Here is a 25,956-nt window from a genome sequence, read left to right as displayed (position 1 = left end):
AGGCCGGGGTATAAAATTGGCATTGAACATAGTGCACGCTGTTGAGTTCTCAAGAATCGGACACATCCCGCCTCCACACCAGAACGGTGCTTCACAACGAAAGTGATCGAAGTTTGCTGTGCGAGGGCGTGAGCCACTCGATTTGTCTTGCTTGCCGAGACCGGTTAGGCTTGTCAGAACCGAAGTCCCGATCGCCTCCGTGGCAACTCGACTAACTTAGCACATCCGCAGGCCGTGTCAAGTCCGGCTTCTTCGTGGTGTTCGCTGCACGATCGAGGATCGCACCGCTGCACCGGGCTCGGCCGCGAGGCCTTGCAACGAAGCCGGGACCGTGTCCCGTGGAGGCTTTGCATCTTACGCTCGCGATCCCGCAGTCTTCAAGAGACGAATCTCTAACAGGCCTGGGAGCGAGGGGATGGTCCCCGCTTGAGGTGGGCCAGCTGGTCTCGACGCTCTGCGCCTGACTCCCGCTTGCCGCTCCTTTGGGGTGACGAGGAGTTACATTACGTCGGGCCTCGGCCGAGCGGCAAATCGCCTGCGTCCCGGGCGTGTCGCAATTCAGGGGCCGTGCGTCGCTGAGTGTCCGACTCGGTACCCGACACCGGCTACCGGCTACCGGCTACCGGCTACCGGCTACCGGCTACCGGCTACCGGCTACCGGCTACCGGACACCGGACACCGGCTACCGGACACCGGACACCGGACACCGGACACCGGCTACCGGCTACCGGCTACCGGCTACCGGCTACCGGCTACCGGCTACCGGCTACCGGCTACCGGCTACCGGCTACCGGCTACCGGCTACCGGCTACCGGACACCGGACACCGGACACCGGACACCGGACACCGGACACCGGACACCGGACACCGGACACCGGACACCGGACACCGGACACGGGACACCGTGTTGATGAGACCGCCGACGCCGTCATCGTTCGCGTCCGCTCGAGGAGAGCGGGCACGCGGTCAGCGGACGAAGGCCCCGGCGAAGCTCTTCTTGCCGCGACGGAGGACGGCGATCCCATCGATCAACGGGAGCTCGCCGAGCGTGACGGTCTCGGACGGGAGGGCGGTGTTGTTCACCGAGAGCCCTCCCTGAGCGAGTGCCCGTCGCGCCTCCCCCGTGCTGGCGACGAGTCCGGTCTCGACGAACGCCTGCAGCGCCGGCGTCTCCGGTGTCGCCTCCATCGAGGGCACCGCCTCGAGCGCGCCACGGAGGATGACCGGGTCGATCCCCTCGAGCGAGCCCTTGCCGAAGAGCGCGGCCGAGGCGTCGATCACCGAGCGCGTCGCCTCCGCTCCGTGCACCAGCGACGTGACCTCCCAGGCGAGCGCGCGCTGCGCCTCCCGGCGGAACGGCTCGTCGGCGGCGGCCTTCTCCAGGCGCTCGATCTCCGTGCGCGGCAGGAAGGTGAAGATCCGCAGGCGGTCGGCGACGTCGCGGTCGTCCGTGTTGACCCAGAACTGGTAGAACGCGTACGGGCTGGTGAGCTCGGAGTCGAGCCAGACGGCGTTGCCCTCGCTCTTGCCGAACTTGGTGCCGTCGGAGTTCATCACCAGCGGTGTGCCGATCGCGTGGACCGACACGCCCTCCGTGCGGTGGATCAGGTCGGTCCCGCTCGTCAGGTTGCCCCACTGGTCGCTGCCGCCGGTCTGCAGGACGCACCCGTACTGCCGGTAGAGCTCCAGGTAGTCGAGACCCTGCAGGATCTGGTAGCTGAACTCGGTGTAGCTGATCCCCGCGTCGGAGTTGAGGCGGGCGCTGACCGCGTCCTTCTTGAGCATCGTCCCCACGCGGAAGTGCTTCCCGATCTCCCGCAGGAAGTCGATCGCCGACAGCGGAGCGGTCCAGTCGAGGTTGTTGACCAGGCGCAGCCCGTTGTCGCCGCCCGCGGGAACGAACCGGGACACCTGCGCCTGGAGGCGCTCGACCCACGCCCTCACCGTCTCGCGCGAGTTCAGCGTCCGCTCGGCCGTCGGACGCGGATCCCCGATCAGCCCGGTCGAGCCGCCGACGAGCCCGAGCGGCCGATGCCCGGCCAGCTGGAGCCGGCGCATGACGATCAGCTGCACCAGGTTCCCGAGGTGGAGGCTGGGCGCGGTCGGGTCGAACCCGCAGTAGTAGGTGATCGGCTCCCCCGACAGCAGCTCGCGCAACGCTCCCGCATCGGTCGACACGTGCACCGAGCCTCGCCAGACCAGCTCGTCCCACACGGAGTCGAAGGCGGGGTCGAGCCGCGGGCTCGTCGCGGACCCGGGGAGGTGCTGGTCGATCACCCGACCAGGCTACCGCGGCGGGAAGGAGCCGGTCTCCGGGAGTCAAGCGCACAGGCTTGATCCCGGGCGATCAAGTGCCGATACTTGATCGAGGAGGTCCGATGTTCGTCATCACCGCGGATCAGCGCGACAGCAGGCACGACCACGACCGCGTGGACCAGGCGATCGCGAGCCTGATCGACGACGGTCGGGCGACGTTCGTCCTGCCCGCGGAGCGGACGGCGGGCGACGAGTTCCAGTGCGTGCTCGACCGGGCCGATGCCGTCGTCGCGCTCGTGCTCGAGCTGCACCGGACCGGCCACTGGAGCATCGGCCTCGGGATCGGCCCCGTCGACCGGCCACTCCCCGCGACCACGAGAGCGGCGACCGGGGAGGCGTACTTCGCGGCGCGCCGGGCGGTCGAGGCGGCGAAGGGCCGGCCGACGCGCTTCTCCCTCGATCCGGACGCACCGGGAACGGCGGCGCCGGCACCGGCGGACGTCCAGGCGCTGATCGATCCGCTCCTCCTGCTGCGCGACGCGCGCTCCGAGGCCGGCTGGCAGATCGTCGACCTGCTCGAGAGCGGCCTCTCCCAGAAGGATGCGGCCGAGCGCCTCGCCGTCAGCCCGCAGGCGGTCAGCCTCCGGGTCCGCGCGGCGAGTGCTCGAGTCGACGCTCCCGCCCGTGACGCGCTCGCGCGCCTGCTGACAGTGGTCGACCGTACGCTCGACCCCACCGACGAGAGGACACCCCGATGACGGCACCCCCCGGATCCCCCGCCCTGCTCCTCGCCTCCGCGCTGCAGTCCGCCTCGTGGACGGGCGTGGTGCTCGTGCTGCTCGCCGGACTCGCCGGTGCGGTGCTCGCCGTGCGCCTTCGCCGTCCGCAGCTCGCCTGGATCCCCCTCGTGGCGGCGGCCGCCGCCTTCCTGCTCACGGCGGTCGCCGGACCGTCCGCGCCCCCGATCCACTCCGTCCTGGTGGCGGTGCTGGCCTTCGCGCTGGCGATCGCGGGCGGCGGGCCGGTGGTGCTGCTCACCCTCCGGCTCGCGACGGCCGACTCCCGCAGCGGCAGCCACGGCGGCATCATGGTCGCCGGAACCTCCCGCCCCGCCGCCGGGAGCGCGCCCTCGGCGATCGGCCAGCCGATCGAGGTGCTGCGCGGGGGGACGACGATCGGGGTCCTCGAGCGGATCGCGACGGCCGGCGCACTGATGAGCGGTCTCCCCGAGGGGATCGCGGTCGTGGTGGCGATCAAGGGCGTCGGCCGCTTCAGCGAGCTCGCCTCCCCGGAAGCGCGCGAGCGGTTCATCATCGGCACGCTGGCGAGCCTCGCCTGGGCGGCGGCTCTCGGCGTTCTCGCCCGGCTCTACCTCGCGGGCTGAGCTCCGGGCCGCCGCCGGGGCACTGCTCTCCGGTAGGGCGAGACGGTGGGGTCGCCCGGGATGCTGAAGCGCCACGGGAAGTCGTCCCCGCCGCCCGGGCCCGAGACTCCGGTGCGCGGGCCCGCCGCCACGGAGGACGGCCTCTCCCCCGGCAGCAGCTCGAACGCCGCCTCGAGCGGGTCGCCCGACTCGGTGAGACGGACTCCGAGGGCCTTCGCCAGCCGTGCGGGTCCGCGGGCCAGATCCCGGCTGCGAACGGGTCCGCGCCGGATCATCGCGAGATCCTCCCCCGATACGACCTCGCCGGCGCGCAGCAGCACCGCCGACGCCGTGCCCGCCGGGGAGCAGACGATGTTCACGCAGGTGTGCATCCCGTAGGTGAAGTACGCGTACACGGACCCGGGCGGACCGAACATGGGAGCCGTCCGGGGTGTCGGTCCGCGGTGCGCATGCGAGCCCGGATCCTCACCGGTTCCGAGGTACGCCTCGACCTCGGTCAGCCGGACGCCGACCACGCCCTCCGGCATGCGGTGCAGGAGGACGCGGCCGAGCAGCTCCGGTGCCACCTCGAGGGCCGAGCGCGCGAGGTCGGGGAGGTCGGCGCTCAGAAGAAGCTCTGGCCCGACACGAGGGTGATCACGATCACCGCGACGATGACGACTGCGGCGACGAGCACCAGAGTCCGCTGCTGCCAGGGGCGCAGCGGCGGACGGCCGTCGTCGCCCGGCGCTCCCCGAAGAGTCACGGGCGTTCCCCCCGGAGGGATCCGCGCACGACCCGGACGCGCTCGGTCAGCCGGGCGAGCTGCTCCGCGACGCGGTCGGGAGCCGTGCCGCCGACACCGTCCCGGCTCGCCACCGATCCCTCGATGCTGAGGACGGAGCGCACGTCGGGCGTGAGCAGCGGCGACACCGAGGCGAGCGCGGCGTCGTCGAGATCCTCGAGCCCCCTCCCCTGCGACTCCGCCAGCTTGACCAGCTCGCCGGTGATCTCGTGGGCGTCCCGGAAGGGCACGTGCTTCTTCACGAGCCACTCGGCCACGTCGGTCGCGAGGGAGAAGCCCTGGGGCGCGAGCTCCGCCATCCGGTCGGTGTGGAAGGTGAGGGTCGCGATCATGCCGCTGAACGCGGGCAGCAGGACCTCGAGGGTCGTCACCGAGTCGAAGACCGGCTCCTTGTCCTCCTGCAGGTCGCGGTTGTAGGCGAGCGGCAGCGCCTTGAGGGTCGCGAGCAGCCCGGTGAGGTTGCCGATCAAGCGGCCGGACTTCCCCCGGGCGAGCTCGGCGATGTCGGGGTTCTTCTTCTGCGGCATGATCGAGGACCCGGTCGAGTAGCCGTCGTCGAGCGTGACGAAGGCGAACTCCCGCGTGTTCCAGAGGATGACCTCCTCCGCGATGCGCGAGACGTCGATCCCGATCATGGCGGTGACGAAGGCGAACTCGGCGACGAGGTCGCGGCTGGCCGTCCCGTCGATCGAGTTCGGCACGCTCGACGCGAAGCCGAGATCGCGGGCGACCGCCTCGGCGTCCAGGCCGAGGGTCGAGCCGGCGAGGGCGCCCGAGCCGTAGGGCGAGACGTCCGCCCGGACGGCCCAGTCCCGCAGGCGCTCCAGATCGCGCAGCAGCGCCCAGCCGTGGGCGAGCAGATGGTGCGCGAGGAGCACGGGCTGAGCGTGCTGGAGGTGGGTGCGCCCGGGCATGATCGCCGTCGGGTGCGCCGACGCCTGCGCGGCGAGGGCGTCGATGAGCTGCACCACCAGCTCCGAGACGAGCGCCGCGTGGTCGCGGAGGTACATCCGGACGAAGGTGGCGATCTGGTCGTTGCGCGAGCGCCCCGCGCGGAGCTTGCCGCCGAGCTCGGGACCGGCTTCGAGCATCAGGCCGCGCTCGAGGGCGCCGTGCACGTCCTCGTCCGACTCGTCGGCGGCGAAGCTCCCGTCGGTGACGGCAGCCTCGAGCCGGTCGAGCGCCGCGAGCATCGCGGTGAGCTCGGCGTCGTCGAGGTAGCCCGCTCCGGCGAGCGCCCGGGCGTGGGCGCGGGAGCCGGCGAGGTCGTAGGGGGCGAGCTGCCAGTCGAAGTGGGTCGACCTCGAGAGCGCGGCGAGCTCGGGCGAGGGGCCGCCGGCGAAGCGGCCGCCCCACAGGGCTCCGGCCTCGCCCGCGCGGGCGGAGGGTCGTTCCGTCATGGTTCTCCTCGGGTTCGGCTGTCGAGTCTACTGAGCGGCGTCGGCGGTGCCGGCGCGCTCCAGGAGCCACACGAGCAGGGCCTTCTGCGCGTGCAGGCGGTTCTCCGCCTCGTCCCAGATCACGCTCTGCGGGCCGTCGATCACGTCGGCGGTCACCTCGTAGCCGCGGTCCGCGGGCAGGCAGTGCAGGAACAGCGCGTCGGGAGCGGCAGCGGCCATCGTGGCGGCGTCGACCCGGTAGGCGCCGAAGGTCGCGACGCGCGCCGCCTTCTCGTCCTCCTTGCCCATCGACACCCACGTGTCCGTGATCACGATGTCGGAGCCGGCCGCGCCCTCGTCGGGGTCGGTCGTGGTGATCGCCGATCCGCCGGTGGTCGCGGCGATGCGCTGCGCATCGGCCAGGACCGCCGCGTCCGGCGAGTACGACTCCGGGGAGACGATGCGGACGTGCATGCCGGCCGTGGCCCCCGCCAGGAGGTACGAGTGCGCCATGTTGCTCGCTCCGTCGCCGAAGAACGTGAGCGTGAGGCCGGCGAGGTGACCGCGGTGCTCGCGGATGGTCAGCAGGTCGGCGAGGAGCTGGCACGGGTGGAACTCGTCCGAGAGCGCGTTGACGACCGGCACGCGCGTGCTGCGCGCCATCTCCTCCAGGCCCGACTGCGCGTAGGTGCGCCACACGATCGCGGCGACCTGGCGCTCCAGGACCCGCGCCGTGTCGGAGGCGGTCTCCTTGCCGCCGAGCTGGCTGCTCGCGGTCGAGATGATCAGGGGGCTGCCGCCGAGATCGGCGATGCCGACCGCGAAGGAGACGCGGGTGCGCGTGGAGGACTTGTCGAAGATCACGGCGACGGTCTGCGGCCCGGCGAGGGGCTTCCGGGAGAAGCGGTCGCGCTTGAGCTCGAGGGCGAGGTCGAGGATCTCGGCCTGCTCGGCGGGAGTGATGTCGTCGTCGCGGAGGAAGTGGCGGGTCACGGTGCTGGTCGCTTTCGGTGGAGGTACGGGGTCAGAGGGTCTGCAGTGCGCGGCCGAAGCGCTCGGCGAACTCGGCGACGTCGGCGGCGGTCACCACGAGCGGAGGCGCGAGCCGGATGCTCGAGTCGTTCGCCGCGTTCACGATCAGGCCGGCGTCGAGGCAGGCGGCGGCGAGCTCGGCGGCGACCGGCCGGGTCAGGGCGATGCCCAGGAGGAGGCCCGCGCCGCGGACCCCTCCGATCAGGGGCGAGTCGAGAGCGGTCAGCGCATCGACGATCTGCGCCCCGCGCTCCCGCGCGTTTCCGAGAAGGTCGGCGCGCTCGATCTCGGCGAGCACGGCTCCGGCCACGGCGGTCGCGAGCGGATTGCCGCCGAAGGTGCTGCCGTGGTGGCCCTTCTGCAGGAGGTCGGACGCCTCGCCGAAGGTCACCAGCGCTCCGACGGGGAAGCCTCCGCCGAGCCCCTTGGCCAGAGTGACGGCGTCGGGCAGGATCCCCGCCTCCTGGTAGGCGAACCAGCGTCCGGTCCGCCCGACCCCGGTCTGGATCTCGTCGACGATGAGCAGCGCGCCGTGCTCGCGGGTGAGTTCACGCGCGCGCTCGAGGTAGCCGCCCGGCAGGGGGATGACGCCCGCCTCCCCCTGGATGGGCTCGACGATCAGCGCGGCGACGGACTCGTCGAGAGCCGCCTCGAGGGCCTCGATGCTCGCCTCGAGGTGCTCGACCCCTCCCGGCATCGGCTCGAACGGCGCCCGCATGGCCGCCTTGCCGGTCAGCGCGAGCGCGCCCATCGTCCGCCCGTGGAACGCGTTCTGCAGCGCCAGGACGCGGTGCCGGCCGCCGGCCGCGTTCAGCCGCGCCAGCTTGAAGGCCGCCTCGTTGGCCTCGGTGCCCGAGTTGGCGAAGTAGACGCGGCCCGTCTCCCCGGCCCCGGTGAGGCGGCGCAGGGTCTCGGCGAGCTCGATCTGCGGGGCGGTCGCGAAGTAGTTGGAGACGTGGGCGAGCGCACCGGCCTGGCGCGTCACGGCCTCGACGAACACGGGATGCGCATGGCCGAGCGAGTTGACGGCGATGCCGCCGAGGAAGTCGAGGTACTCCCGCCCGTCGACGTCCCAGACCCGGCAGCCCTCGCCGCGCTCGAGCACGGCGAGCGGCGGCGCGAAGGTCTGCATCATCGCGGCGGAGTAGCGGTCGCGCGCCGAGCCGGTGCGGGACGCGGTCGTGGGGATGGACATGGTGGCCTTTCGATCGGAGCGGTCCGGCCGCGAGGGCCGACGGTGCGCGCGTCCCGGACGGGACGGGCGCTCGGAGCCGGGGCCGCTGAGGATCAGCGGCCCGACATTCGCTCCCGGTCGCGGGGGTCGAGCGAGGCGACGACCTCGGTGCCGATGCCCTCCGAGGTGAACACCTCGAGCAGGATCGAGTGTGGGATACGGCCGTCGATGATGGCGGCCTTGGGCACTCCCCCGCGCACGGCGTCGAGGCAGGCGGTCATCTTGGGGATCATGCCCGATTCGAGCGAGGGCAGCAGAGCCGCGAGGTCGTCCGAGCGGATGTGCGAGACGAGCGACTCGCGGTCGGGCCAGTCGGAGTAGAGGCCGGCCACGTCGGTGAGGACGACGAGCTTCTCGGCGCCGAGCGCGACGGCCAGCGCGGCGGCGGCGGCGTCGGCGTTGACGTTCAGCGATTGCGTGGGGTCGTCCGAGTCGGGGGCGATCGAGGACACGACCGGGATCCGGCCGGCCTCGAGCTGAGCGAGGACGGCGGCGGGGTCCACGGCGATCACGTCTCCGACGAGTCCGAGGTCGTGCTCCTCGCCGTCGATCACGACACCGCGGCGGCGGCCGACGAAGAGGCCCGCGTCCTCACCGGAGATGCCGGCGGCGAGGGGGCCGTGCTCGTTGATCCGGCGGACGATGTCGCGGCTGATGCTGCCGGTGAGCACCATCCGCACCACCTCCATCGCCTCGGGGCTCGTGACCCGGTAGCCGCCCCGGAACTCGCTCTCGATCCCGAGCCGGTCGAGCATCCGCGAGATCTGGGGCCCGCCGCCGTGGACGACCACGGGGCGGATCCCGGCGTAGCGCAGGTAGACCATGTCCTGGGCGAAGGAGCGCTGCAGCTCCTCCGACACCATCGCGTTGCCGCCGAACTTGATCACCATCGTGCGCCCGTGGAAGCTCTGCAGCCAGGGCAGCGACTCGATGAGCGTCGCGGCCTTCCCGGGCGCGGCGTCGCGCTCGGCGCGGCTCTCGGCCGAGAGGGTGGTGTCGTCGCTCATGGCCGCCTCAGCTCGAGTACGCGGAGTTCTCGTGCACGTAGTCGTGCGTGAGGTCGTTGGTCCAGATCGTGGCCGTCGCGTCGCCGGCGTGCAGGTCGATGTCGACGGTGACCTGCCGAGGGGCGAGGTCGACGAGGTCGCGGCTCTCGTGCGGCTCGCCCGCGAGGCAGACCTGCACCCCGTTCATCGCCACGTCGATGCCGTACGGGTCGAACTGCGCATCGGTCGTGCCCACGGCGGCGAGGACGCGGCCCCAGTTGGGATCCTTGCCGAAGATCGCGGCCTTGAACAGGTTGCTGCGGGAGACGGCGCGGGCGACGACCACGGCCTCGTCCTCGGTCGCGGCGTTCAGCACGCGGATCGCGACGTCGTGGTCGGCGCCCTCCGCGTCGGCCTGCAGCTGCAGGGTGAGGTCGCGGCAGACCGCGGTCAGGGCCGCGGTGAACTCGTCGGCGTCGGCCTCCACGCCGCTGGCGCCGCTCGCGAGCAGTGCGACGGTGTCGTTCGTCGACATGCAGCCGTCCGAGTCGAGGCGGTCGAAGGTGACGCGGGTCGCGGCGCGCAGGGCGATGTCGAGAGCGGCGGACTCGAGGGCCGCGTCGGTCGTGATCACGACCAGCATCGTCGCCAGACCCGGCGCGAGCATCCCGGCGCCCTTGGCCATGCCGCCGATGCTCCAGCCCTGCTCGGAACGGACCACCGCCTGCTTCGGGACCGTGTCGGTGGTCATGATCGCGCGGGCGGCCGCCTCGCCCGCCACGGGTCCCCCGGCGAGCTCGGCGGAGGCGCCGGTCACGCCGGTGGCGAGCTTCGCGAGGTCGAGCTGGTCGCCGATCAGCCCGGTGGAGCACACCAGCACGTCGCCGGCCGACACCTCGAGGCTCTCGCCCACGAGCTCCGCGGTGCGGTGGGTGACCTGGAAGCCCTGAGCACCCGTGTAGCAGTTGGCGCCGCCGGAGTTGAGGACGATCGCCGAGACCACGCCGTCGCGCATCACCTGCTCGCTCCAAAGGACGGGGTTCGCCTTGCAGCGGTTGCTCGTGAAGACCGCGGCGGCGCTCTGCAGCGGGCCGAGGTTCTGCACGAGCGCGACGTCGCGCGCTCCGGTCGACTTCAGCCCGGCGACGACTCCCGCCGCCCGGAACCCTGCTGCTGCGGTGACGCTCACGGCGCGACTCCGTTCACGCTCAGGCCGAGGGACTCCGGGAGTCCCAGGGCGATGTTGGTGGACTGGACGGCTGCGCCCGCGGTGCCCTTGACGAGGTTGTCGATGGCCGAGACGACCACGACGCGGCGGGCCCGCTCGTCCACGGCGAGTCCGATCAGAGCGGTGTTCGCCCCTACCACGTCGGCCGTTCGGGGGAAGGAGCCCTCCGGGAGCAGCTGGACGAAGGTCTCGTCGCCGTAGGCGGTCTCCCACGCGGCGCGCACGTCCTGTGCGGAGACGCCAGGGGCGAGGCGCGCGGTCGAGGTCGCCAGGATGCCCCGGGACATCGGCACGAGGACCGGGGTGAACGAGATCGAGACGGGTCCGGCTCCGGCGAGCAGGAGGTTCTGCCGGATCTCGGGATTGTGGCGGTGCGCTCCGCCGAGGCCGTAGGCGTGCGCGGAGCCGAGGAGCTCGCTGGCGAGGAGGTCGGTCCGCAGGCTCTTGCCCGCACCCGAGGGGCCGACGGCGAGGACCGCGACGAGGTCCGACGACTCGATCACTCCGGCGTGCAGGCCGGGGGCCAGGCCGAGCGTGATCGCCGTGACGTTGCAGCCGGGGACGGCGATGCGCCGCACTCCGGCGAGCGCCTCGCGCTGCTTGCGTCCGCCGCCGCCGATCAGCAGCTCCGGGAGCCCGTAGGGCCAGGACCCGGCAAAGTCGCCCCCGTAGAAGTCGGCCCAGTCCTGCGGGTCGGTCAAGCGGTGGTCGGCGCCGCAGTCGACGACGAGGACGTCCTCGGGGAGGGTCGCGGTGATCTCGCCCGACTTCCCGTGCGGGAGGGCGAGGAAGACGACGTCGTGCCCGGCGAGGTTCCCGGACGTCGTGTCGACGAGGACGAGGTCGCGGAGCGAGCGGAGGTGCGGGTGCACGGCGATGAGGGGCTGACCCGCGTTGGCGTGCGCCGTCACCGTGCGCACCTCGAACTCGGGGTGGTCGGCGAGCAGTCGCAGCAGCTCGCCGCCCGCGTAGCCGCTCGCACCGGCCACCGCCACGGAGAAAGTCATGCCCGAGAGCCTAGCCGGTGCGGGTGCGGGGCCCCGCCCGGCCGAGCCGGACGGGACCCCCGGCCTCACTCGCGGAGTCGGGCGCCGAAGCGCTCCGCCGCCACGGCCACGCCGTTCTCCTTCGCCGCCGTCGCCTCAGCGGCGGTGAGCGTGCGGTCCGGCGCGCGGAAGCGCAGCGCGAACGTCAGCGACTTCGTCCCCTCGGCGAGCCCGGTGCCGCGGTAGTCGTCGACCAGGCGGATCGCCTCGAGCAGCTCGCCCGCCCCCTCGGCGACGGCGGCGCGCACGTCGGCTGCCGCGATGCCGACCGGCACGACGAGCGAGAGGTCCTGGGTCGCGGCGGGCAGCGCGCCCACCGGACGGGCCACGACGACCCTCCCGGCCCGCGCGATCAGCGGCTCCAGGTCGAGCTCGACCACGGCGACGCGGCGCGGGAGGTCGAGCTCCTCGGCGAGCGCCGGGAGCAGCTCCCCCGCGTGCCCGATGACCGCGCCGTCGAGAACGACCTCGGCGGTGCGGCCCGGGTGCAGCGCTGCATGTGCCCCCTGGCGCAGCACCAGCTCGGTGCCGCTCGCCGCGGAGACCTCGCGGACCACGTCGAGGGCGTCGCGCCAGTCGACGTCACGGCCGGCGACACCGGGCTGGCGCACGACGGCGGCACCCGTGAGCAGCGCCGCGAGGTGCCGAGGCTGCGGTGGGATGCCCGCGTTCAGCTCGGCCTCGACCTCCGCGGACGGACGCGCCCCGCCCGCAGGGAGCGCCCCGGAGCCGAACGGGCCGCCGGCGGCCGGGAGGAAGACGGAGCCGAGCTCGTAGACCGCGAGATCCGTCAGGCCGCGCGAGCGGTTGCGGGCCGCGACCTGCACGAGACCCGGCAGCAGCGAGATCCGCAGCTGGCCCGCGGTCGCGTCGAGCGGGTTCGCGAGCGTGATCTGCTCCTGCGGCTCCCCGTCGACCGAGCCGAGCCGGTCGTTGATCGAGCGCGAGAGGAACGGGTACGAGAGCACCTCGGTCAGACCCGCGGCGGCGAGCGCCTGGGCGAGGGTGCGGCGCAGCCTCTGGCCCGGGGTCAGACCGCGGCCGGGAGGCGCGACGGGCAGGATCGCCGGGATGCGGTCGTACCCGGTGATGCGGGCGACCTCCTCCGCGAGCGAGGCGCGGTCGACGAGGTCCGGGCGCCAGCTCGGCGGAGTCACCAGCAGGCCCGCTCCGCCGGCCTCGACGGAAGCGCCGATCTCGACGAGCGCGCCGCGGATCTCCTCCGGGGTGTACTCCACCCCGATGAGGCCTGCGACGTAGCCGTCCGGCAGCTCGACCGGCTCCGCCGAGCGCGGGTCGGCCAGGACCGAGCCGAGCTCGTCCGCCGTGCCGCCGGCGAGCTCCACCAGCAGCTGCACCGCGCGGGCCGCGGCGACCGAGGCCACCTCGGGGTCGACGCCGCGCTCGAAGCGCCGCGACGCCTCGCTCGGCAGCTTGTGCCGGCGAGCCGTCCGGGCGATCGAGACCGGGTCGAAGTTCGCCGCCTCGAGCAGGACGTCGGACGTGGCGTCCGAGATCTCGGTGCGCGCGCCCCCCATCACTCCGGCGAGGCCGATCGCCCCGCCGTCGTCGGCGATGACGAGGTCCTCCGCGTGCAGGCGCCGGGTCTGGCCGTCGAGCGTCTCGAGGGTCTCCCCCGGTGCGGCGCGGCGCACCACGATGCCGCCCTGCAGGGTCGCCAGGTCGTAGCCGTGCAGCGGCTGGCCCAGCTCGAACATCACGTAGTTGGTGATGTCCACGACGAGCGAGATCGAGCGGACGCCGGCCAGGCGCAGTCGCGCGAGCATCCACGGCGGCGTCGGTCGCGAGACGTCGACGCCCCGGACGACGCGCGTGACGAACACGGAGGCGCCGACACGGCCGCGGATCGGCGCCTCGTCGGCCACGGACACGGGGAAGACGGGCGCCGTCTCCGTGCGCTCGTGCGGAGGGAGCGCCCGAGCGGGGTCGCGGAAGGCGGCTCCGGTGGCGTGGGCGTACTCGCGGGCGATGCCGCGGATCGAGAAGGCGTAGCCGCGGTCGGGCGTCACGTTGACCTCGACCGCGGCGTCGTCGAGACCGAGGAGCGCGACGGCGTCCGTGCCCGGCTCCGGGTCGAGCCCGAGCGAGGCGAGGCGGAGGATGCCCTCGTGGTCGTCCCCGAGGCCGAGCTCGCGGCTCGAGGCGATCATCCCGTCGGACACGTGCCCGTAGGTCTTCCGCGCGGAGATCGGGAACGGCCCGGGCAGGACCGCGCCCGGCAGGGACACGACGACCTTGTCGCCGGCCGCGAAGTTGTGGGCTCCGCAGACGATGCCGCGGACGTCCTCTCCGCCGTCGGCGGCCCGCCCGCCCTCCGGGGCCACGCGGACGTGGCACCAGTTGATGGTCTTGCCGTTCTTCTGCGGCTCCGGAGCGAGGTCGAGCACCTCGCCGACGACGACGGGCCCGGTCACCTCGAACCGGTGGACGTCCTCCTCCTCCAGGCCGACCGACACCAGGGCCGCGTGCACGGACTCCGTCGTGACGTCCTGCTCGAGGTCGACGTACTCCCCCAGCCAGCTCAGCGGGATGCGCATCAGATCACCATCCCGTACTGCTCGCTGAAGCGGACGTCGCCCTCGACCATGTCGCGCATGTCCTTCACGTCGTTGCGGAACATCAGGGTCCGCTCGATCCCCATGCCGAAGGCGAACCCGGAGTACTCCTCCGGGTCGATCCCGGCCGCGCGCAGCACGTTCGGATTGACCATGCCGCAGCCGCCCCACTCGATCCAGCGGGCACCGCCGACGAAGGTCGGGTGCCAGACGTCCAGCTCGGCGCTGGGCTCGGTGAAGGGGAAGTAGTTCGGCCGCAGGCGGATGCGCGCGTCGTCGCCGAAGAGGATCCGCGCGACGTGCTCGAGGGTGCCGCGCAGGTGCGCCATGGTCAGGCCGCGGTCGACGGCGAGGCCCTCGAACTGCGTGAACACGGGCGTGTGCGTCGCGTCGAGCTCGTCGGTGCGGTACACCCGGCCCGGAGCGATCACGTACAGCGGCAGCGGGCGCTCGAGCATCGAGCGGATCTGCACCGGCGAGGTGTGCGTGCGCAGCACCAGGTGCGAGTCGACGGGGTCGACGAAGAAGGTGTCCTGCATGGCGCGGGCCGGGTGGTCCTCGTCGAAGTTCAGGGCGTCGAAGTTGAACCACTCGTTCTCGAGCTCCGGCCCCTCCGCGATCTCCCAGCCCATCCCGACGAACACGTCGGCGATCGACTCCTGGAGCAGAGAGAGGGGGTGGCGGGCGCCGCGGCGCACGAAGCTGGCACCGGCGGTGACGTCCACGCGCTCGGCCTCGAGCGCGGCCGCGTCCTCGGCCTCGACGAGCTCGGCCTCGCGGGCGGCGTAGGCGTCGCCCACCTGCTTGCGGGCACCGCCGACGAGCTTGCCGGATGCCGCCTTGTGCTCGGGCGGGACGGAGCGCATCTGCGCGTTGAGGCGGGCGAGGGCGGACCCCTCGCCGAGGTGGGCGGCTCGGGCGGACTTCAGAGCGGCGGAGTCGCCCGCCGCGCCGATGGCGGCGAGGGCGTCGGCGACCGCCGCGGAGACGGCCTCGTCGGTGATCGGGTTGCTGTCTGACACGATCCCCCAGTGTAGGCGAGGGCCTCCGCCCTCTCCCGCCGCCCGCGCGCGGTGCTCGTCGCGCTCGCCCGCGGCCGGCCCCCGTCTGCGCCGACGGCTCTCGAAGCCCCGCCACCGGCGCCGCTCGACCAGCAGGGGCGGGGTTCTCGCTACGCCGGGGTCGGAGGCTGCTCCACCGGCAGGAGGCGGGGCACCGCCGGACGGGAAGACGCCCGGACCGATCGCGACTCCCGATCACCACCGCCTCCGCGTCGACGACGCCGGAGCGGAGCACCACCGCTCGATGCGCTGAGCGATCGCCGGACCCTCGAGGCGAACGGAGGAATCGCGTGCGAGCGATTCCTCCTAGCCGGACGCACGACGCTCTGCGGAACCCGACCCCGTCAGGAAGCCGACCGCGGTGAGGATCGCCCTCGGGCGATCCTCACAGTTCAGTCCTGCACAGCGATCAGCTGCGTGTCCGTCTGCGCGCGGGCTGCGGGGTGGCCGCCGATGGTGCGGCCGCCGCGTCCGCCGCTCTTCGTGCGGATCTCGATCCACTTCGCCAGCCCCGAGAGGAGGAGGCAGATGCCGATGTAGATCGCTCCGATGACGATCGCCGCCGGGATGATCGGGCTGTCGAGGCTCGACTGGTTGCCCAGGTAGCGCGCGTAGTACAGCAGCTCGTTGTAGGTGATGATCGAGCCGAGCGCCGTGTCCTTGAGGGCGACGACGAGCTGGGCGATGATCACGGGCAGCATCGAGCGGATCGCCTGGGGGAACAGGATGAGCCGCATCACGCCGGACTTGCGCAGGCCGATCGCGTAGCCCGCCTCCTTCTGTCCTCGCGGGAGGGCTTCGATGCCGGCGCGGAAGATCTCGGAGAAGACGGAGCCGTTGTAGAGGGTCAGGGCGATGACGACGGCGAGGTAGGGGCTGAGCTTGAGGCCAGCGAACGGCAGGCCGTAGTACATCAGCATCATCAGGATCAGGACGGGGATCGCCCGGAACAGCTCGATGAAGAGCGTGACGGGGACGTTGATCCAGCGCCGGTCCGAGAGCCGGCCGATCGCCAGGAGGAGGCCGAGGACGAGGCTGGCGACGCCCGCCGTGGCGAAGGCCGCGAGCGTGCGGCCGAGGGCGCCGCCGATGCTCTGCCAGACCAGCGGGTAGCCGAACGCGCGCCACTTGGAGGCGTCGAACTGGCCGGACTCCGCGAAGCGCCAGACCACGAAGCCGAGGAACGCCGCGATCAGCAGGACGACGACGACGCCGATGACGCGGTTGCGCACGACGGCCCGGGGGCCGGGGTTGTCGAAGAGGACGGAGCTCATCGGGCGACCCTCCACTTCTTCTCGAGCTGACGTTGGACGAGCGAGAGCAGGGTGACCAGGACCACGAAGACCAGGGCCACCCAGAGGACGACGATCAGGCTGTTCTCGCCGCGCTCGTTGAGGACGCGGACGATGGTGCCCGCCTCCGCGACCGAGAAGCCGGCGGCGACGGTGGTGTTCTTCAGCAGCGCGATCAGGACGCTCATGAGCGGCGGGATCACGGAGCGGAAGGCCTGGGGCAGGACGACCTGCGTCATCGTGAGGCCGAAGTCGAGGCCGATCGCGCGGGCGGCCTCGGCCTGGCCGATCGGCACGGTGTTGATGCCCGAGCGCAGCACCTCCGCGACGTAGGTCGCGGTGTAGAGGCTGAGGGCGCAGATCGCCAGGTTCGTGTAGTCCACCTGCGGCAGGTCGAGCTTGGGGTAGCCGAAGGCGAAGAAGAACATCACCAGCGTGAGCGGGGTGTTCCGGATGGTGTTCACGTACACCGTGCCGACCGCGCGGGCGATCGGGACGGGCGAGACGCGCATCGCGCCGACCACCGTGCCGATCAGCAGGGCGAACACGAGCGAGACGCTGAAGAGGATCAGGGTGTTGCCGAAGGCCGGGACGTAGACGTCGAGGTTGTTCAACAGGACATCCATGCGGCTGGCCCTTCTGTCGGAGCGGTGGTGGTGGTCGAGGAGGGGGGACCCCCGGGCGGCGGTCGGGCCGCCCGGGGCGCCTCCTAGTAGTCGTTCACCGCCGGCTGGGTGACGGTCGTGCCGGACTGGCCGAGCGTCTCGTCGTAGATCGCGCTCCAGGTCTCGCCGCCGTCGGTCAGCATGCCGTTGACGAAGTGGCGCAGGGCGTCGTCGTCCTTGGGCAGGCCGATGCCGTACAGCTCGGTGCTGAAGGGCTCTCCGACGACCTTGAGCTCGTCGGGCCGCTGAGCGGCGTAGCCGATCAGGATCGCGCCGTCGGTGGTGACGGCGTCGACGGTGCCGTCGGCGAGCGCGTCCACGCACTGCGAGTACGTGTCGAACTCCTCGGTCTTCACCTCGGGGTAGTTGGTGCGGATGTTCTGGATCGGGGTGGAGCCGGTGGCCGAGCACACGGTGGTGTCGGCGGTGAGGTCGTCCGGTCCGGTGATCGTGTCGTTGTCGGCCGCGACGAGCAGCTGCTGGCCGGTCTCGAAGTAGGGTCCGGCGAAGCCGACCTGCTCCTTGCGCTTGTCGGTGATCGAGTAGGTGCCGACGTAGTAGTCGATGTCGCCGTTCACGATCGACGCCTCGCGGTTGGCCGACGGGATCGCCTTGAACTCGATGGCGTCGGCCGCGAAGCCGAGCGAGGCGGCGGTCCACTTGGCGATCTCGATGTCGAAGCCGGAGCGCTCGCCGGTCGCCGCGTCGAGGTAGCCCAGCCCGGGCTGGTCCTCCTTGACGCCGATGACGACCTTGCCGTCCGCGGTCATCGCGTCGAAGGTCGGGCTGCCCTCGAGAGTGACGTCGGAGGCGACCTCGTACGCGGAGGTCCCTCCCTCGGAGCCTCCACCGGCGCCGCCGCCGGCGGTTCCGGAGTCGCCGGAGCAGCCGGCGAGGGCGAGGGTCGCTGCTGCGAGTCCCGCGGTCATGAACATGAGCCTGGTGCGCATGATCGTCCTTCCTGGGGTTCGGCCCGCCGGAGCGGGCGATGTCGGGTCGGCTCCCGGGTCACGGGTCCGACCTGCCTGGTGGCTGCTGATCGCGCTTCTAGTGCGTGATGAGCTTGGAGAGGAAGTCCTTGGCCCGGTCGGTGCGGGGCGCGGTGAAGAACGACTCCGGGTCGGTGTCCTCGAGGATCTCGCCGTCGGCCATGAACACGACGCGGTCGGCGGCCTTCCGGGCGAATCCCATCTCGTGGGTGACGACGATCATCGTCATCCCGTCCTTGGCGAGCCCGACCATCACGTCCAGGACCTCGTTGATCATCTCGGGATCGAGCGCCGAGGTCGGCTCGTCGAAGAGCATCACCTTGGGCTTCATCGCCAGCGCCCGCGCGATCGCGACGCGCTGCTGCTGCCCGCCGGAGAGCTGGGCCGGGGTCTTGGCGGCCTGGTGGCCGACGCCGACCCGGTCGAGCAGCGCCGTGGCCTGGGCCTCCGCGTCCTTGCGGGAGAGCCCGCGGACCTTGATCGGGCCGAGGGTGACGTTCTCGAGGATCGTCTTGTGCGCGAAGAGGTTGAACGACTGGAAGACCATCCCGACGTCGGCGCGGAGCGCGGCGAGGCCCTTGCCCTCCTCCGGGAGCTTCTGCCCGTCGATGGTGATGGTGCCGCCCGAGATCGTCTCGAGCCGGTTGACCGTGCGGCAGAGCGTCGACTTGCCGGATCCGGAGGGGCCGAGGACCACGACGACCTCGCCCCGGTGCACCGTCAGATCGATGTCCTTCAGAGCCTGGAAGTCGCCGTAGTGCTTCTGCACCCCGGAGAGGACGACGAGGGGTTCACCGGCGGGAGCGGCGGCGCGCTCGTCTTGCGGGGCTGTGACCATGCCGTCAGAGAAGCACACGGGGATGGGCCGGTCAAATCATGAGGGAATTCTTAACCGAAGGGTAACAACGCACCCTGTTCTCCAGGTTCGCGGCACCCTCGGCCCGGTTCCTCTCAGGAACGCAGCGCGAAGGCGCTCTCGTACAGGCAGACGGAGGCCGCGGTCGCGAGGTTGAGCGACTCCGCCGCCCCGTAGATGGGCACCGCGACCACGCCGTCGACGAGGGCGAGCGACTCGTCCTCGAGGCCGCGCGCCTCGTTGCCGAAGACCCAGACGGTCGGCTGGGCGAGGTCCCCGCGGGCGCGGACGTCGAGCATGTCCTCCCCCTTCACGTCGGCCGCGACGGAGCGGAGGCCCACGCCGCGGAGCCGGCCCAGCACGTCGGCGAGGTCGGCGCCGACCGCGACCGGGAGGTGGAAGAGCGAACCCGTCGTGGAGCGCACGACCTTGGGGTTGTAGAGGTCGACCGAGCGGCCGGACAGCACGACCGCGTCGGCGCCGGCGGCGTCGGCGGCCCGGATGATCGTGCCGAGGTTGCCCGGATCGCGGACCTCCTCGAGCACCGCCACGAGACGCGGCTCGGAGGCGACGACGTCCTTGAGCGACGTGGGGAACTGACGGCAGACCGCGACGAAGCCCTGCGGAGTGACGGTGTCGGCCATCGCGTCGAGGACGTCCTCGGTCACGTACTCGATCTCCACCTCCGCCTCGGCGGCGGCGGCGACGATCTCGGGGTGGCGCTCCAGAGCGGTCGGAGTCGCGAACGACTCGACGATCAGCTCCGGGCGGTACTGCAGCGCCTCGGAGAGTGCCTGCGGGCCCTCGAGGAGGAAGAGCCCCGTCTCGAGCCGGGCCGGGCGGCGGGTGAGCTTCGCCACGGAGCGGACACGGGGAGAGCGGGGGTTGTCGAGCATGCGGCGAGCCTATCGGCGCGGTGATCGCCGCCCCCGCAGACACGGCGCGGAAGGGCCTGCGGACGACGGAGGGGGCCGCGACCTCTCGGTCGCGACCCCCTCCGGGAAGCCCTGCTGACTACGCTGCGGCCTTGGGCGCCGAGGTGTCGGCGGGCAGCGCGCTCTTCGCGGTCGCGACGAGCGAGGCGAACGTGGCCGGCTCGGTGATCGCGAGGTCCGCGAGGATGCGGCGGTCGACCTGGACGCCGGCCAGGGCGAGGCCCTGGATGAAGCGATTGTAGGTCAGGCCGTTCGCGCGGGACGCGGCGTTGATGCGCTGGATCCAGAGACGACGGAACTCGCCCTTCTTGGCGCGGCGGTCGCGGTACGAGTAGACGAGGGAGTGGGTGACCTGCTCCTTCGCCTTGCGGTAGAGGCGCGACCGCTGGCCGCGGTAGCCCGAGGCGCGCTCGAGGATGACGCGACGCTTCTTGTGGGCGTTGACGGCCCTCTTCACTCTTGCCATTGCTGTTTCTTCCTATCGATCCGTGTCGGCTGAGTAGCGACCACGCGGCGCAGCGGGCTGCGCCGGCGGTGGGCTACAGACCGAGAAGCTTCTTGGCGACCTTGGCGTCCTGCGGGGCGAGGACCTGGTCCTGGTTGAGGCGGCGCGTGCGAACGCTGGACTTGGACTCCAGGTTGTGACGCATGCCGGCCTGCTGCTTCATGACCTTGCCGGAGCCGGTCACCTTGAAGCGCTTCTTGGCACCCGAGTGGGTCTTCATCTTGGGCATGTTCTCTCCTTGTGAACGTCACTCCGCGCTCGGCGGGGCGAAACCGGTGCCCCGCGAGCGGGGCGTCCACCGGCCCCGAGGCCGGGGCGGCGAAGTACTAGACGGACTCGGCCTCGGCCGTGTCCTCGGGGGTGTTGGCCTCGCGACGAGCGGCGCGGACCGCATTGGCCTCGGCCTTCGCCTCGGACTTGTTCTTCAGCGGGCCGATGACCATCACCATGTTGCGACCGTCGATGGTCGGGGTGGACTCGACCTGGCCGAACTCGGCGACGTCCTCCGCGAAGCGCTGGAGCAGGCGGACGCCCATCTCGGGGCGCGACTGCTCGCGACCGCGGAAGAGGATCATCGCCTTGACCTTGTCGCCGGCCTTGAGGAAGCCCTCGGCGCGCTTGCGCTTGGTCTCGTAGTCGTGCTTGTCGATCTTCAGGCGGAAACGGACCTCCTTGAGGATCGTGTTCGCCTGGTTGCGACGGGCTTCCTTGAGCTTCTGAGCCTGCTCGTACTTGAACTTCCCGTAGTCCATGATCTTGGCCACGGGCGGCTTGGAGTTGGGGGCGACCTCGACCAGGTCCAGGTCTGCGTCCTGCGCGAGTCGCAGGGCGACCTCGATCTTGACGACGCCGACCTGTTCTCCTGCGGGACCCACGAGGCGGACCTCGGGGACGCGGATACGGTCGTTGGTACGGGGATCGCTGATTGCGTTTCTCCTCTGATCTCGGTGAGTGCAGCTGCGCTGCCGGAGTCTTCTCCAGCGCACCCGAGAGAGGTGATCGTCCCGTCCACGTCGTGCCTGCAGCACGGCGCTCGCACCCTGTGACGCGGTTCCCGAGGCGGACCTCGAGAGCCGCAGCCCTGCCTCCGGTGGTCTGACGACCCTCGGGGGCGGAGTGCTTCTGACCCGGTAACCTTGTCAAGCGGTCAAGCGCGGGTGGGAGAATCTCCACTTTCGAACCGAGGACATGCCTCGGAGCCCGGACAACCATAGCAGACCGGCGGCCCGCCCGACAGACCGGATCCGGCCGCCCCTCGATCCTCTGCTCCGGCGGCCGCGCCCCTCCACCACGGACGACGAACGAAGGACCCATGGCCCAGTACGACGACGACTACACGCGACGATTCGGCGAGGACGGCGGAGCCTCCGACGTGGAGGCCGCGCGCGACATCGCGGAGGTCCCGGCGGTGGAGATCATCACCACCGCCGCCGTGCACCTGATGAGCGCGGCCGCCGTCAAGTGCGGGCTCGCCGACGAGCCCGGAGCGCAGGTCGACCTCGACGAGGCGCGCAAGCTCATCAACGCGCTCGCGGGCCTGGTCACGGCCGGGGCGCCCGACATCAGCGACATGCACGCCCGGAGCCTGCGCGACGGCCTCCGCACCCTCCAGCTCGCGTTCCGTGAGGCGTCCCCGATCGCCGACCCGATCGGCAAGGGCCCGGGCGAGAAGTGGACCGGCCCGGTCACCTGATCGGGAGTCAGCGGGCGGCGGCGAGCTGCAGCGTCATCGAGTCGACGCGCTGCGCGACGGTCTCGTCGGCCGCCCACCGCTCCCCCAGGCGCGCGACGAGGGCGCCGAGCGCGTCCTGATCGAGCCCCGGGCGCAGGCTCAGGACCACCACGAGCTCGGGGCCCGCGAGGCGCTGCTCCGGGTCTCCCGCGCGCACCTCGAGCGAGGCGACCGCCCGCTCCCCCTCCGCAGCCGCGCGCAGAGCCAGGAGCACCTCCGCATCGGCAGGGGCCGGCCGCCAGTCGCCGCCCTCCGCGATCGCCCAGAGGGCCGGGCGCCGGACCGCGAACTCCCGCTCGGACGCGGGATCGAGGACCATCACCTCGGTGCCCTCCGCGACGGCCGCCAGGGCCGCGCGGCGCCCGTCGACAGGGACGGGACGGGCGGCCGGGTCCCACCGGCGCATGCTCTCGACGCCGCTGAAGACGGGGAGCACCGTGCGTCCGTCGGGTCCGGCGACCGTGACGATCGCGAGCTCCTGCGTCTTGTCCGCCCGGAGTCCCCCGACCCCCTCGGCCTCCTCGCCGAGGCGGGCGACCAGCGGGATGAGCAGGCGGGACGTGCGTATCGCGTCGACCACGGCCTCCGGGCCGCGAGTGCCGCGGGTGAAGGACTCGAGCGCTGCGACCAGCGCCTCCGGGGCGCTTCCGTCGTCCTCCGGTGCTGCGCTCGGCTCGAAGTGCCGGCCCGCCCAGGGGGTGCCGGCCGAGTCGGTCAGATGCGCCGGGAGCGGGCGGGGCTCACTCGGATGCGACATCCAGGGCCTCCGCGAGCGTGAACGCGCCCGCGTACAGCGCCTTGCCGACGATCGCGCCCTCGAGCCCCTGGGGCACGAGGTCGCGCAGAGCGGCGATGTCGTCGAGGTTCGAGATGCCGCCCGAGGCGATCACGGGGCGGTGGGTGCGGGCCATGACCTGCTCGAGGAGCTCGAGGTTCGGGCCCTTGAGCGTGCCGTCCTTCGTGACGTCGGTGACGACGTAGCGGGTGCAGCCGGCCTCCTCCAGGCGGTCGAGGACCTGCCAGAGGTCGCCGCCCTCCTTGGTCCAGCCGCGCGCGGCGAGCGTGGTGCCCCGGACGTCGAGACCGACGGCGATCTGGTCGCCGTACTGCGCGATGACGCTCGCGGCCCACTCGGGGTTCTCGAGCGCCGCGGTGCCGAGGTTGATGCGCTTCGCGCCGGCGCTCAGCGCGGACTCGAGGCTGCGGTCGTCGCGGATCCCGCCGGAGAGCTCGACGTTGACGCCCTTCACCTGCCGGATGACCTTCTTCATGATGCCGTGGTTGTCGCCGCGGCCGAAGGCGGCGTCGAGGTCGACGAGGTGGATCCACTCCGCGCCCTGGTCGGCCCAGTCGCCCGCGGCGTCGATCGGGTCGCCGTAGTTGGTCTCGGTCCCGGCCTCGCCCTGCGTGAGCCGCACGGCCCTGCCGCCCGCCACGTCGATCGCGGGCAGGAGGACCAGGCCCGGGGCCTTGGTGAACTCGCTCATCGTCATCCTCAGTCTCGGAGCCGGTGCCGGCCCCTGGAGGCGCCGACCACCGGCCGATCCTAGTTCGTGCGGAGGGTGCCCAGCCAATTGGCCAGCAGCCGGAGCCCGGCGGCCCCCGACTTCTCGGGGTGGAACTGCGTGGCCGAGAGCGGCCCGTTCTCGACCGCGGCGATGAAGGGGCCTCCGTGATCGGCCCAGGTGACCGCGGGACGCGGGAACGGGGGCATCACGTCGAGCGACCACTCGCGGGCGCCGTAGGAGTGCACGAAGTAGAAGCGCTCCTCGGCGATGCCGTCGAAGAGCACCGATCCCTCGGGAGCGGAGACTGTGTTCCAACCCATGTGCGGGACGACCTCGGCCGGGAGTAGGTCGACCGTCCCCGGCCACTCGCCCAGGCCCTCGCTCTCGACCCCGCGCTCGACGCCGCGCTCGAAGAGCACCTGCATCCCGACGCAGATGCCCAGGACGGGGCGCCCGCCGGCGAGGCGCTTCTCGATGATCTCGCCGCCGCGGGCGCGGGTCAGCGCCGACATCACGGCATCGAAGGCGCCGACGCCGGGCACGAGGAGGCCGTCCGCCTCCAGCGCCCGCTGCCGGTCCCCCGTCAGCTCGACGTCGGCCCCGGCGAGCTCGAGCGCCTTGACGGCGGAGTGCACGTTCCCCGAGCCGTAGTCGTAGACCACGACGGAGGGGCGGGCCGAGCTCACAGCGCGCCCTTCGTCGACGGCACGCCGGAGACGAGCGGGTCGAGGGCCTTGGCCTGACGGAAGGCGCGGGCGAACGCCTTGAACTCCGCTTCGGCGATGTGGTGCGGGTCCCTGCCGCCGAGCACCGTGACGTGCACGGTGAGGCCGGCGTTGAACGCGATCGCCTCGAAGACGTGGCGCACCATCGACCCGGTGAAGTGGCCGCCGATCAGGTGCAGCGCGAAGCCCTCCGGCTCGCCGGTGTGCACGAGGTAGGGGCGCCCCGAGATGTCGACGACGGCCTGCACGAGCGCCTCGTCGAGGGGGACGAGCGCGTCGCCGAAGCGGGAGATCCCGGCCTTGTCGCCGAGCGCCTGACGGATGGCCGTGCCGAGCACGATGCCGATGTCCTCCGCGGTGTGGTGGATGTCGATCTCGATGTCGCCGCGGGCCCGGACGTGCAGGTCCGTGAGCGAGTGCTTCGCGAACGCCGTCAGCAGGTGGTCGAAGAAGGGCACGCCGGTCTCGAGATCGGCGACGCCCGTGCCGTCGAGGTCGAGGGAGAGCTCGATGCTCGACTCGCTGGTGGCACGGCTGAGGGAGGCGGTGCGCCCGGGTGCGGCGCTCGGGGAGGTCATGCCTCCCAGTCTATTCGCGCCGCGTCGCCGCCCCCGGGCGGAGCTCACTCACGCGAGAGCGCCACCGTGGCGTCGGCCGACGGTGCGGGGAGGGAGGCGAGCGCCTCGAGGAACGCGGTCGTCTCCTCCTCGGTGCCGGCGCTGACACGGAGGTGGTTCGGGATGCCGACGTCGCGGATGAGGACGCCGCGGGCGAGCAGGCCCTCGAACACGGCGGCCGGATCCGCGACACCGCCGAAGAGGACGAAGTTGCTGCCCGTCGCGTACGGGCGGTAGCCGAGGGCGCGCAGGCCGTCGATCATCCGGTCGCGCTGCACGATGATCTCGCCGACCATGGCGAGCATCTCGTCGGCGTGAGCGAGGGCGGCGGTCGCGGCGGCCTGGGTGAGGGCCGACAGGTGGTACGGGAGGCGGACGAGGCGGAGCGCGTCGATCACCGCGGGGTCGGCGGCGAGGTAGCCCAGGCGGACGCCGGCGAAGGCGAAGGCCTTGCTCATGGTGCGGGACACGAGCAGGCGCGGTCGCCCGGGGAGGAGGCTCAGCGCGGTGGGCGCGCCCCTGCCCGCGAACTCGGCGTACGCCTCGTCGACGACGACGATGCCGTCGGTCGCGTCGTAGACCGCCTCGATCACGGCGAGGTCGAGCGGCGTCCCGGTCGGGTTGTTCGGAGCGCAGAGGAAGACGATGTCGGGCCGGGCCCGGCGCACCTGCTCCGCGGCGTACTCGGCTCCGATCTCGAACTCCGCCTCGCGAGGAGCGGGGATCCACTCCGTTCCGCTCCCCGACGCGAGGATCGAGTACATCGAATAGGTGGGCGCGAACCCCAGCAGCGAGCGCCCGGGACCGCCGAACGCCTGAAGGACGTGCTGGAGCACCTCGTTCGATCCGTTCGCAGCCCACACGCCGTCCGCGGTGAGCCCGTGACCGAGGTAGCCGGCGAGGGAGTCGCGCAGCTCTCGGAACTCGCGGTCGGGATACCGGTTGACGGTGCGCAGCGCCTCCGTGACCCGCCCGACGATGTCGGCGATCACGTCGTCCGGGACCGGGTGGGTGTTCTCGTTGACGTTGAGGGCGACGGGCACGACCGCCTGGGGTGCACCGTACGGGTGCCTGCCTCGGAGGTCGTCGCGGAGGGGCAGGTCATCGAGAGTCGTCACCAGGGAATGGTAGCGAAGCACCCGGCGCGGACGTCCGGGCAGCCCGGC

The 25,956-nt window shown here is 72.0% G+C and carries 27 protein-coding genes; 3 read left to right on the top strand and 24 right to left on the bottom strand.

What is annotated here, in order from left to right; translation table 11 throughout:
* Positions 1 to 966 precede the first annotated feature (966 nt).
* Entirely contained in the window at positions 967 to 2,277 is a 1,311-nt protein-coding gene (gene tyrS / locus C5C10_RS12230) for a tyrosine--tRNA ligase (protein ID WP_104329344.1), read from the bottom strand.
* Between the two features lie 101 nt (positions 2,278 to 2,378).
* On the opposite strand from tyrS, the gene C5C10_RS12225 reads away from it, so the two are divergent.
* Together C5C10_RS12225 and C5C10_RS12220 are read left to right on the top strand one after the other, a co-directional pair.
* On the top strand, positions 2,379 to 3,014 hold the full coding sequence (locus C5C10_RS12225) for a DNA-binding protein (protein ID WP_104329343.1): 636 nt from the start codon (positions 2,379 to 2,381) through the stop codon (positions 3,012 to 3,014).
* On the top strand, positions 3,011 to 3,640 hold the full coding sequence (locus C5C10_RS12220) for a hypothetical protein (RefSeq protein WP_258059401.1): 630 nt from the start codon (positions 3,011 to 3,013) through the stop codon (positions 3,638 to 3,640). Before C5C10_RS12225 ends, C5C10_RS12220 begins: the two co-directional genes overlap by 4 nt.
* On the opposite strand, the gene C5C10_RS12215 is transcribed toward C5C10_RS12220, so the two are convergent.
* The 18 genes from C5C10_RS12215 to infC all read right to left on the bottom strand — a co-directional run bounded on the left by C5C10_RS12215 (position 3,625) and on the right by infC (position 21,083).
* The gene (locus tag C5C10_RS12215; RefSeq protein WP_104329342.1) at positions 3,625 to 4,248 is read right to left on the bottom strand and encodes a DNA-3-methyladenine glycosylase; all 624 of its coding nucleotides are present in this window, start codon (positions 4,246 to 4,248) and stop codon (positions 3,625 to 3,627) included. The two genes, C5C10_RS12220 and C5C10_RS12215, sit on opposite strands and share 16 nt — an antisense overlap.
* Positions 4,245 to 4,385, bottom strand: coding sequence for a hypothetical protein (locus tag C5C10_RS17895; protein WP_160034127.1), 141 nt, complete (start codon positions 4,383 to 4,385; stop codon positions 4,245 to 4,247). The genes C5C10_RS12215 and C5C10_RS17895 overlap by 4 nt, the downstream gene beginning before the upstream one ends.
* A complete protein-coding gene (gene argH, locus C5C10_RS12210; protein WP_104329341.1) occupies positions 4,382 to 5,824 on the bottom strand; it encodes an argininosuccinate lyase in 1,443 nt (480 codons plus the stop codon). Before argH ends, C5C10_RS17895 begins: the two co-directional genes overlap by 4 nt.
* A 27-nt stretch (positions 5,825 to 5,851) precedes the next feature.
* Positions 5,852 to 6,796, bottom strand: coding sequence for an ornithine carbamoyltransferase (argF, locus tag C5C10_RS12205; RefSeq protein ID WP_104238645.1), 945 nt, complete (start codon positions 6,794 to 6,796; stop codon positions 5,852 to 5,854).
* Between the two features lie 31 nt (positions 6,797 to 6,827).
* Complete coding sequence (locus tag C5C10_RS12200) at positions 6,828 to 8,030, bottom strand: acetylornithine transaminase (protein ID WP_104238644.1); 1,203 nt, start codon at positions 8,028 to 8,030, stop codon at positions 6,828 to 6,830.
* Between the two features lie 92 nt (positions 8,031 to 8,122).
* The gene (gene argB, locus C5C10_RS12195; RefSeq protein WP_104224497.1) at positions 8,123 to 9,076 is read right to left on the bottom strand and encodes an acetylglutamate kinase; all 954 of its coding nucleotides are present in this window, start codon (positions 9,074 to 9,076) and stop codon (positions 8,123 to 8,125) included.
* 7 nt (positions 9,077 to 9,083) lie between these two features.
* Positions 9,084 to 10,244 (bottom strand): bifunctional glutamate N-acetyltransferase/amino-acid acetyltransferase ArgJ, encoded by a 1,161-nt coding sequence (gene argJ / locus C5C10_RS12190; RefSeq protein WP_104329340.1) that lies wholly within the window; start codon positions 10,242 to 10,244, stop codon positions 9,084 to 9,086.
* Positions 10,241 to 11,290 (bottom strand): N-acetyl-gamma-glutamyl-phosphate reductase, encoded by a 1,050-nt coding sequence (gene argC, locus C5C10_RS12185; protein ID WP_104329339.1) that lies wholly within the window; start codon positions 11,288 to 11,290, stop codon positions 10,241 to 10,243. Before argC ends, argJ begins: the two co-directional genes overlap by 4 nt.
* Before the next feature lie 65 nt (positions 11,291 to 11,355).
* A complete protein-coding gene (gene pheT, locus C5C10_RS12180) occupies positions 11,356 to 13,887 on the bottom strand; it encodes a phenylalanine--tRNA ligase subunit beta (protein WP_104329338.1) in 2,532 nt (843 codons plus the stop codon).
* Positions 13,887 to 14,927 (bottom strand): phenylalanine--tRNA ligase subunit alpha, encoded by a 1,041-nt coding sequence (gene pheS / locus C5C10_RS12175; RefSeq protein ID WP_104226313.1) that lies wholly within the window; start codon positions 14,925 to 14,927, stop codon positions 13,887 to 13,889. The genes pheT and pheS overlap by 1 nt, the downstream gene beginning before the upstream one ends.
* 431 nt (positions 14,928 to 15,358) lie before the next feature.
* Complete coding sequence (locus C5C10_RS12170; protein ID WP_104224492.1) at positions 15,359 to 16,240, bottom strand: amino acid ABC transporter permease; 882 nt, start codon at positions 16,238 to 16,240, stop codon at positions 15,359 to 15,361.
* Positions 16,237 to 16,884, bottom strand: coding sequence for an amino acid ABC transporter permease (locus C5C10_RS12165; RefSeq protein ID WP_104224491.1), 648 nt, complete (start codon positions 16,882 to 16,884; stop codon positions 16,237 to 16,239). Before C5C10_RS12165 ends, C5C10_RS12170 begins: the two co-directional genes overlap by 4 nt.
* Positions 16,885 to 16,967: 83 nt before the next feature.
* The gene (locus C5C10_RS12160; RefSeq protein ID WP_181073455.1) at positions 16,968 to 17,873 is read right to left on the bottom strand and encodes a glutamate ABC transporter substrate-binding protein; all 906 of its coding nucleotides are present in this window, start codon (positions 17,871 to 17,873) and stop codon (positions 16,968 to 16,970) included.
* A 97-nt stretch (positions 17,874 to 17,970) separates the two neighbouring features.
* A complete protein-coding gene (locus C5C10_RS12155; protein WP_104224489.1) occupies positions 17,971 to 18,750 on the bottom strand; it encodes an amino acid ABC transporter ATP-binding protein in 780 nt (259 codons plus the stop codon).
* Between the two features lie 113 nt (positions 18,751 to 18,863).
* Positions 18,864 to 19,664, bottom strand: a complete 801-nt coding sequence (locus C5C10_RS12150) for an RNA methyltransferase (RefSeq protein WP_104329337.1) — start codon at positions 19,662 to 19,664, stop codon at positions 18,864 to 18,866.
* Positions 19,665 to 19,782: 118 nt separating this feature from the next.
* Entirely contained in the window at positions 19,783 to 20,169 is a 387-nt protein-coding gene (gene rplT / locus C5C10_RS12145) for a 50S ribosomal protein L20 (RefSeq protein ID WP_104224487.1), read from the bottom strand.
* Between the two features lie 73 nt (positions 20,170 to 20,242).
* On the bottom strand, positions 20,243 to 20,437 hold the full coding sequence (gene rpmI / locus C5C10_RS12140; RefSeq protein ID WP_055793295.1) for a 50S ribosomal protein L35: 195 nt from the start codon (positions 20,435 to 20,437) through the stop codon (positions 20,243 to 20,245).
* A gap of 97 nt (positions 20,438 to 20,534) precedes the next feature.
* Positions 20,535 to 21,083 carry a translation initiation factor IF-3 gene (gene infC / locus C5C10_RS12135; RefSeq protein ID WP_374952931.1) on the bottom strand — a complete coding sequence of 183 codons (549 nt, stop codon included), beginning with the start codon at positions 21,081 to 21,083 and terminating at the stop codon, positions 20,535 to 20,537.
* Positions 21,084 to 21,520: 437 nt separating this feature from the next.
* Here infC and C5C10_RS12130 point away from each other — a divergent pair, with 437 nt between their 5' ends.
* The gene (locus C5C10_RS12130) at positions 21,521 to 21,901 is read left to right on the top strand and encodes a DUF1844 domain-containing protein (RefSeq protein ID WP_104313470.1); all 381 of its coding nucleotides are present in this window, start codon (positions 21,521 to 21,523) and stop codon (positions 21,899 to 21,901) included.
* 7 nt (positions 21,902 to 21,908) lie between these two features.
* On the opposite strand, the gene C5C10_RS12125 is transcribed toward C5C10_RS12130, so the two are convergent.
* Genes C5C10_RS12125 through C5C10_RS12105 form a run of 5 tightly spaced genes read right to left on the bottom strand, consistent with a single transcriptional unit; the run spans position 21,909 to position 25,908 of the window.
* Positions 21,909 to 22,697 (bottom strand): SseB family protein, encoded by a 789-nt coding sequence (locus C5C10_RS12125; protein ID WP_104267098.1) that lies wholly within the window; start codon positions 22,695 to 22,697, stop codon positions 21,909 to 21,911.
* Positions 22,681 to 23,427, bottom strand: a complete 747-nt coding sequence (priA, locus tag C5C10_RS12120) for a bifunctional 1-(5-phosphoribosyl)-5-((5-phosphoribosylamino)methylideneamino)imidazole-4-carboxamide isomerase/phosphoribosylanthranilate isomerase PriA (protein ID WP_104224506.1) — start codon at positions 23,425 to 23,427, stop codon at positions 22,681 to 22,683. Before priA ends, C5C10_RS12125 begins: the two co-directional genes overlap by 17 nt.
* Positions 23,428 to 23,486: 59 nt before the next feature.
* Complete coding sequence (hisH, locus tag C5C10_RS12115; RefSeq protein ID WP_104224485.1) at positions 23,487 to 24,134, bottom strand: imidazole glycerol phosphate synthase subunit HisH; 648 nt, start codon at positions 24,132 to 24,134, stop codon at positions 23,487 to 23,489.
* On the bottom strand, positions 24,131 to 24,751 hold the full coding sequence (hisB, locus tag C5C10_RS12110) for an imidazoleglycerol-phosphate dehydratase HisB (protein ID WP_104233277.1): 621 nt from the start codon (positions 24,749 to 24,751) through the stop codon (positions 24,131 to 24,133). The genes hisH and hisB overlap by 4 nt, the downstream gene beginning before the upstream one ends.
* Before the next feature lie 44 nt (positions 24,752 to 24,795).
* Positions 24,796 to 25,908, bottom strand: a complete 1,113-nt coding sequence (locus C5C10_RS12105; protein ID WP_181073454.1) for a histidinol-phosphate transaminase — start codon at positions 25,906 to 25,908, stop codon at positions 24,796 to 24,798.
* Between the last annotated feature and the right edge of the window lie 48 nt (positions 25,909 to 25,956).

Source organism: Rathayibacter sp. AY1A3 (genome assembly GCF_002930975.1).
GTDB lineage: Bacteria > Actinomycetota > Actinomycetes > Actinomycetales > Microbacteriaceae > Rathayibacter.
Note: the sequence above shows the minus strand (reverse complement) of the source record. Positions and strands in the feature narration are given on the sequence as shown.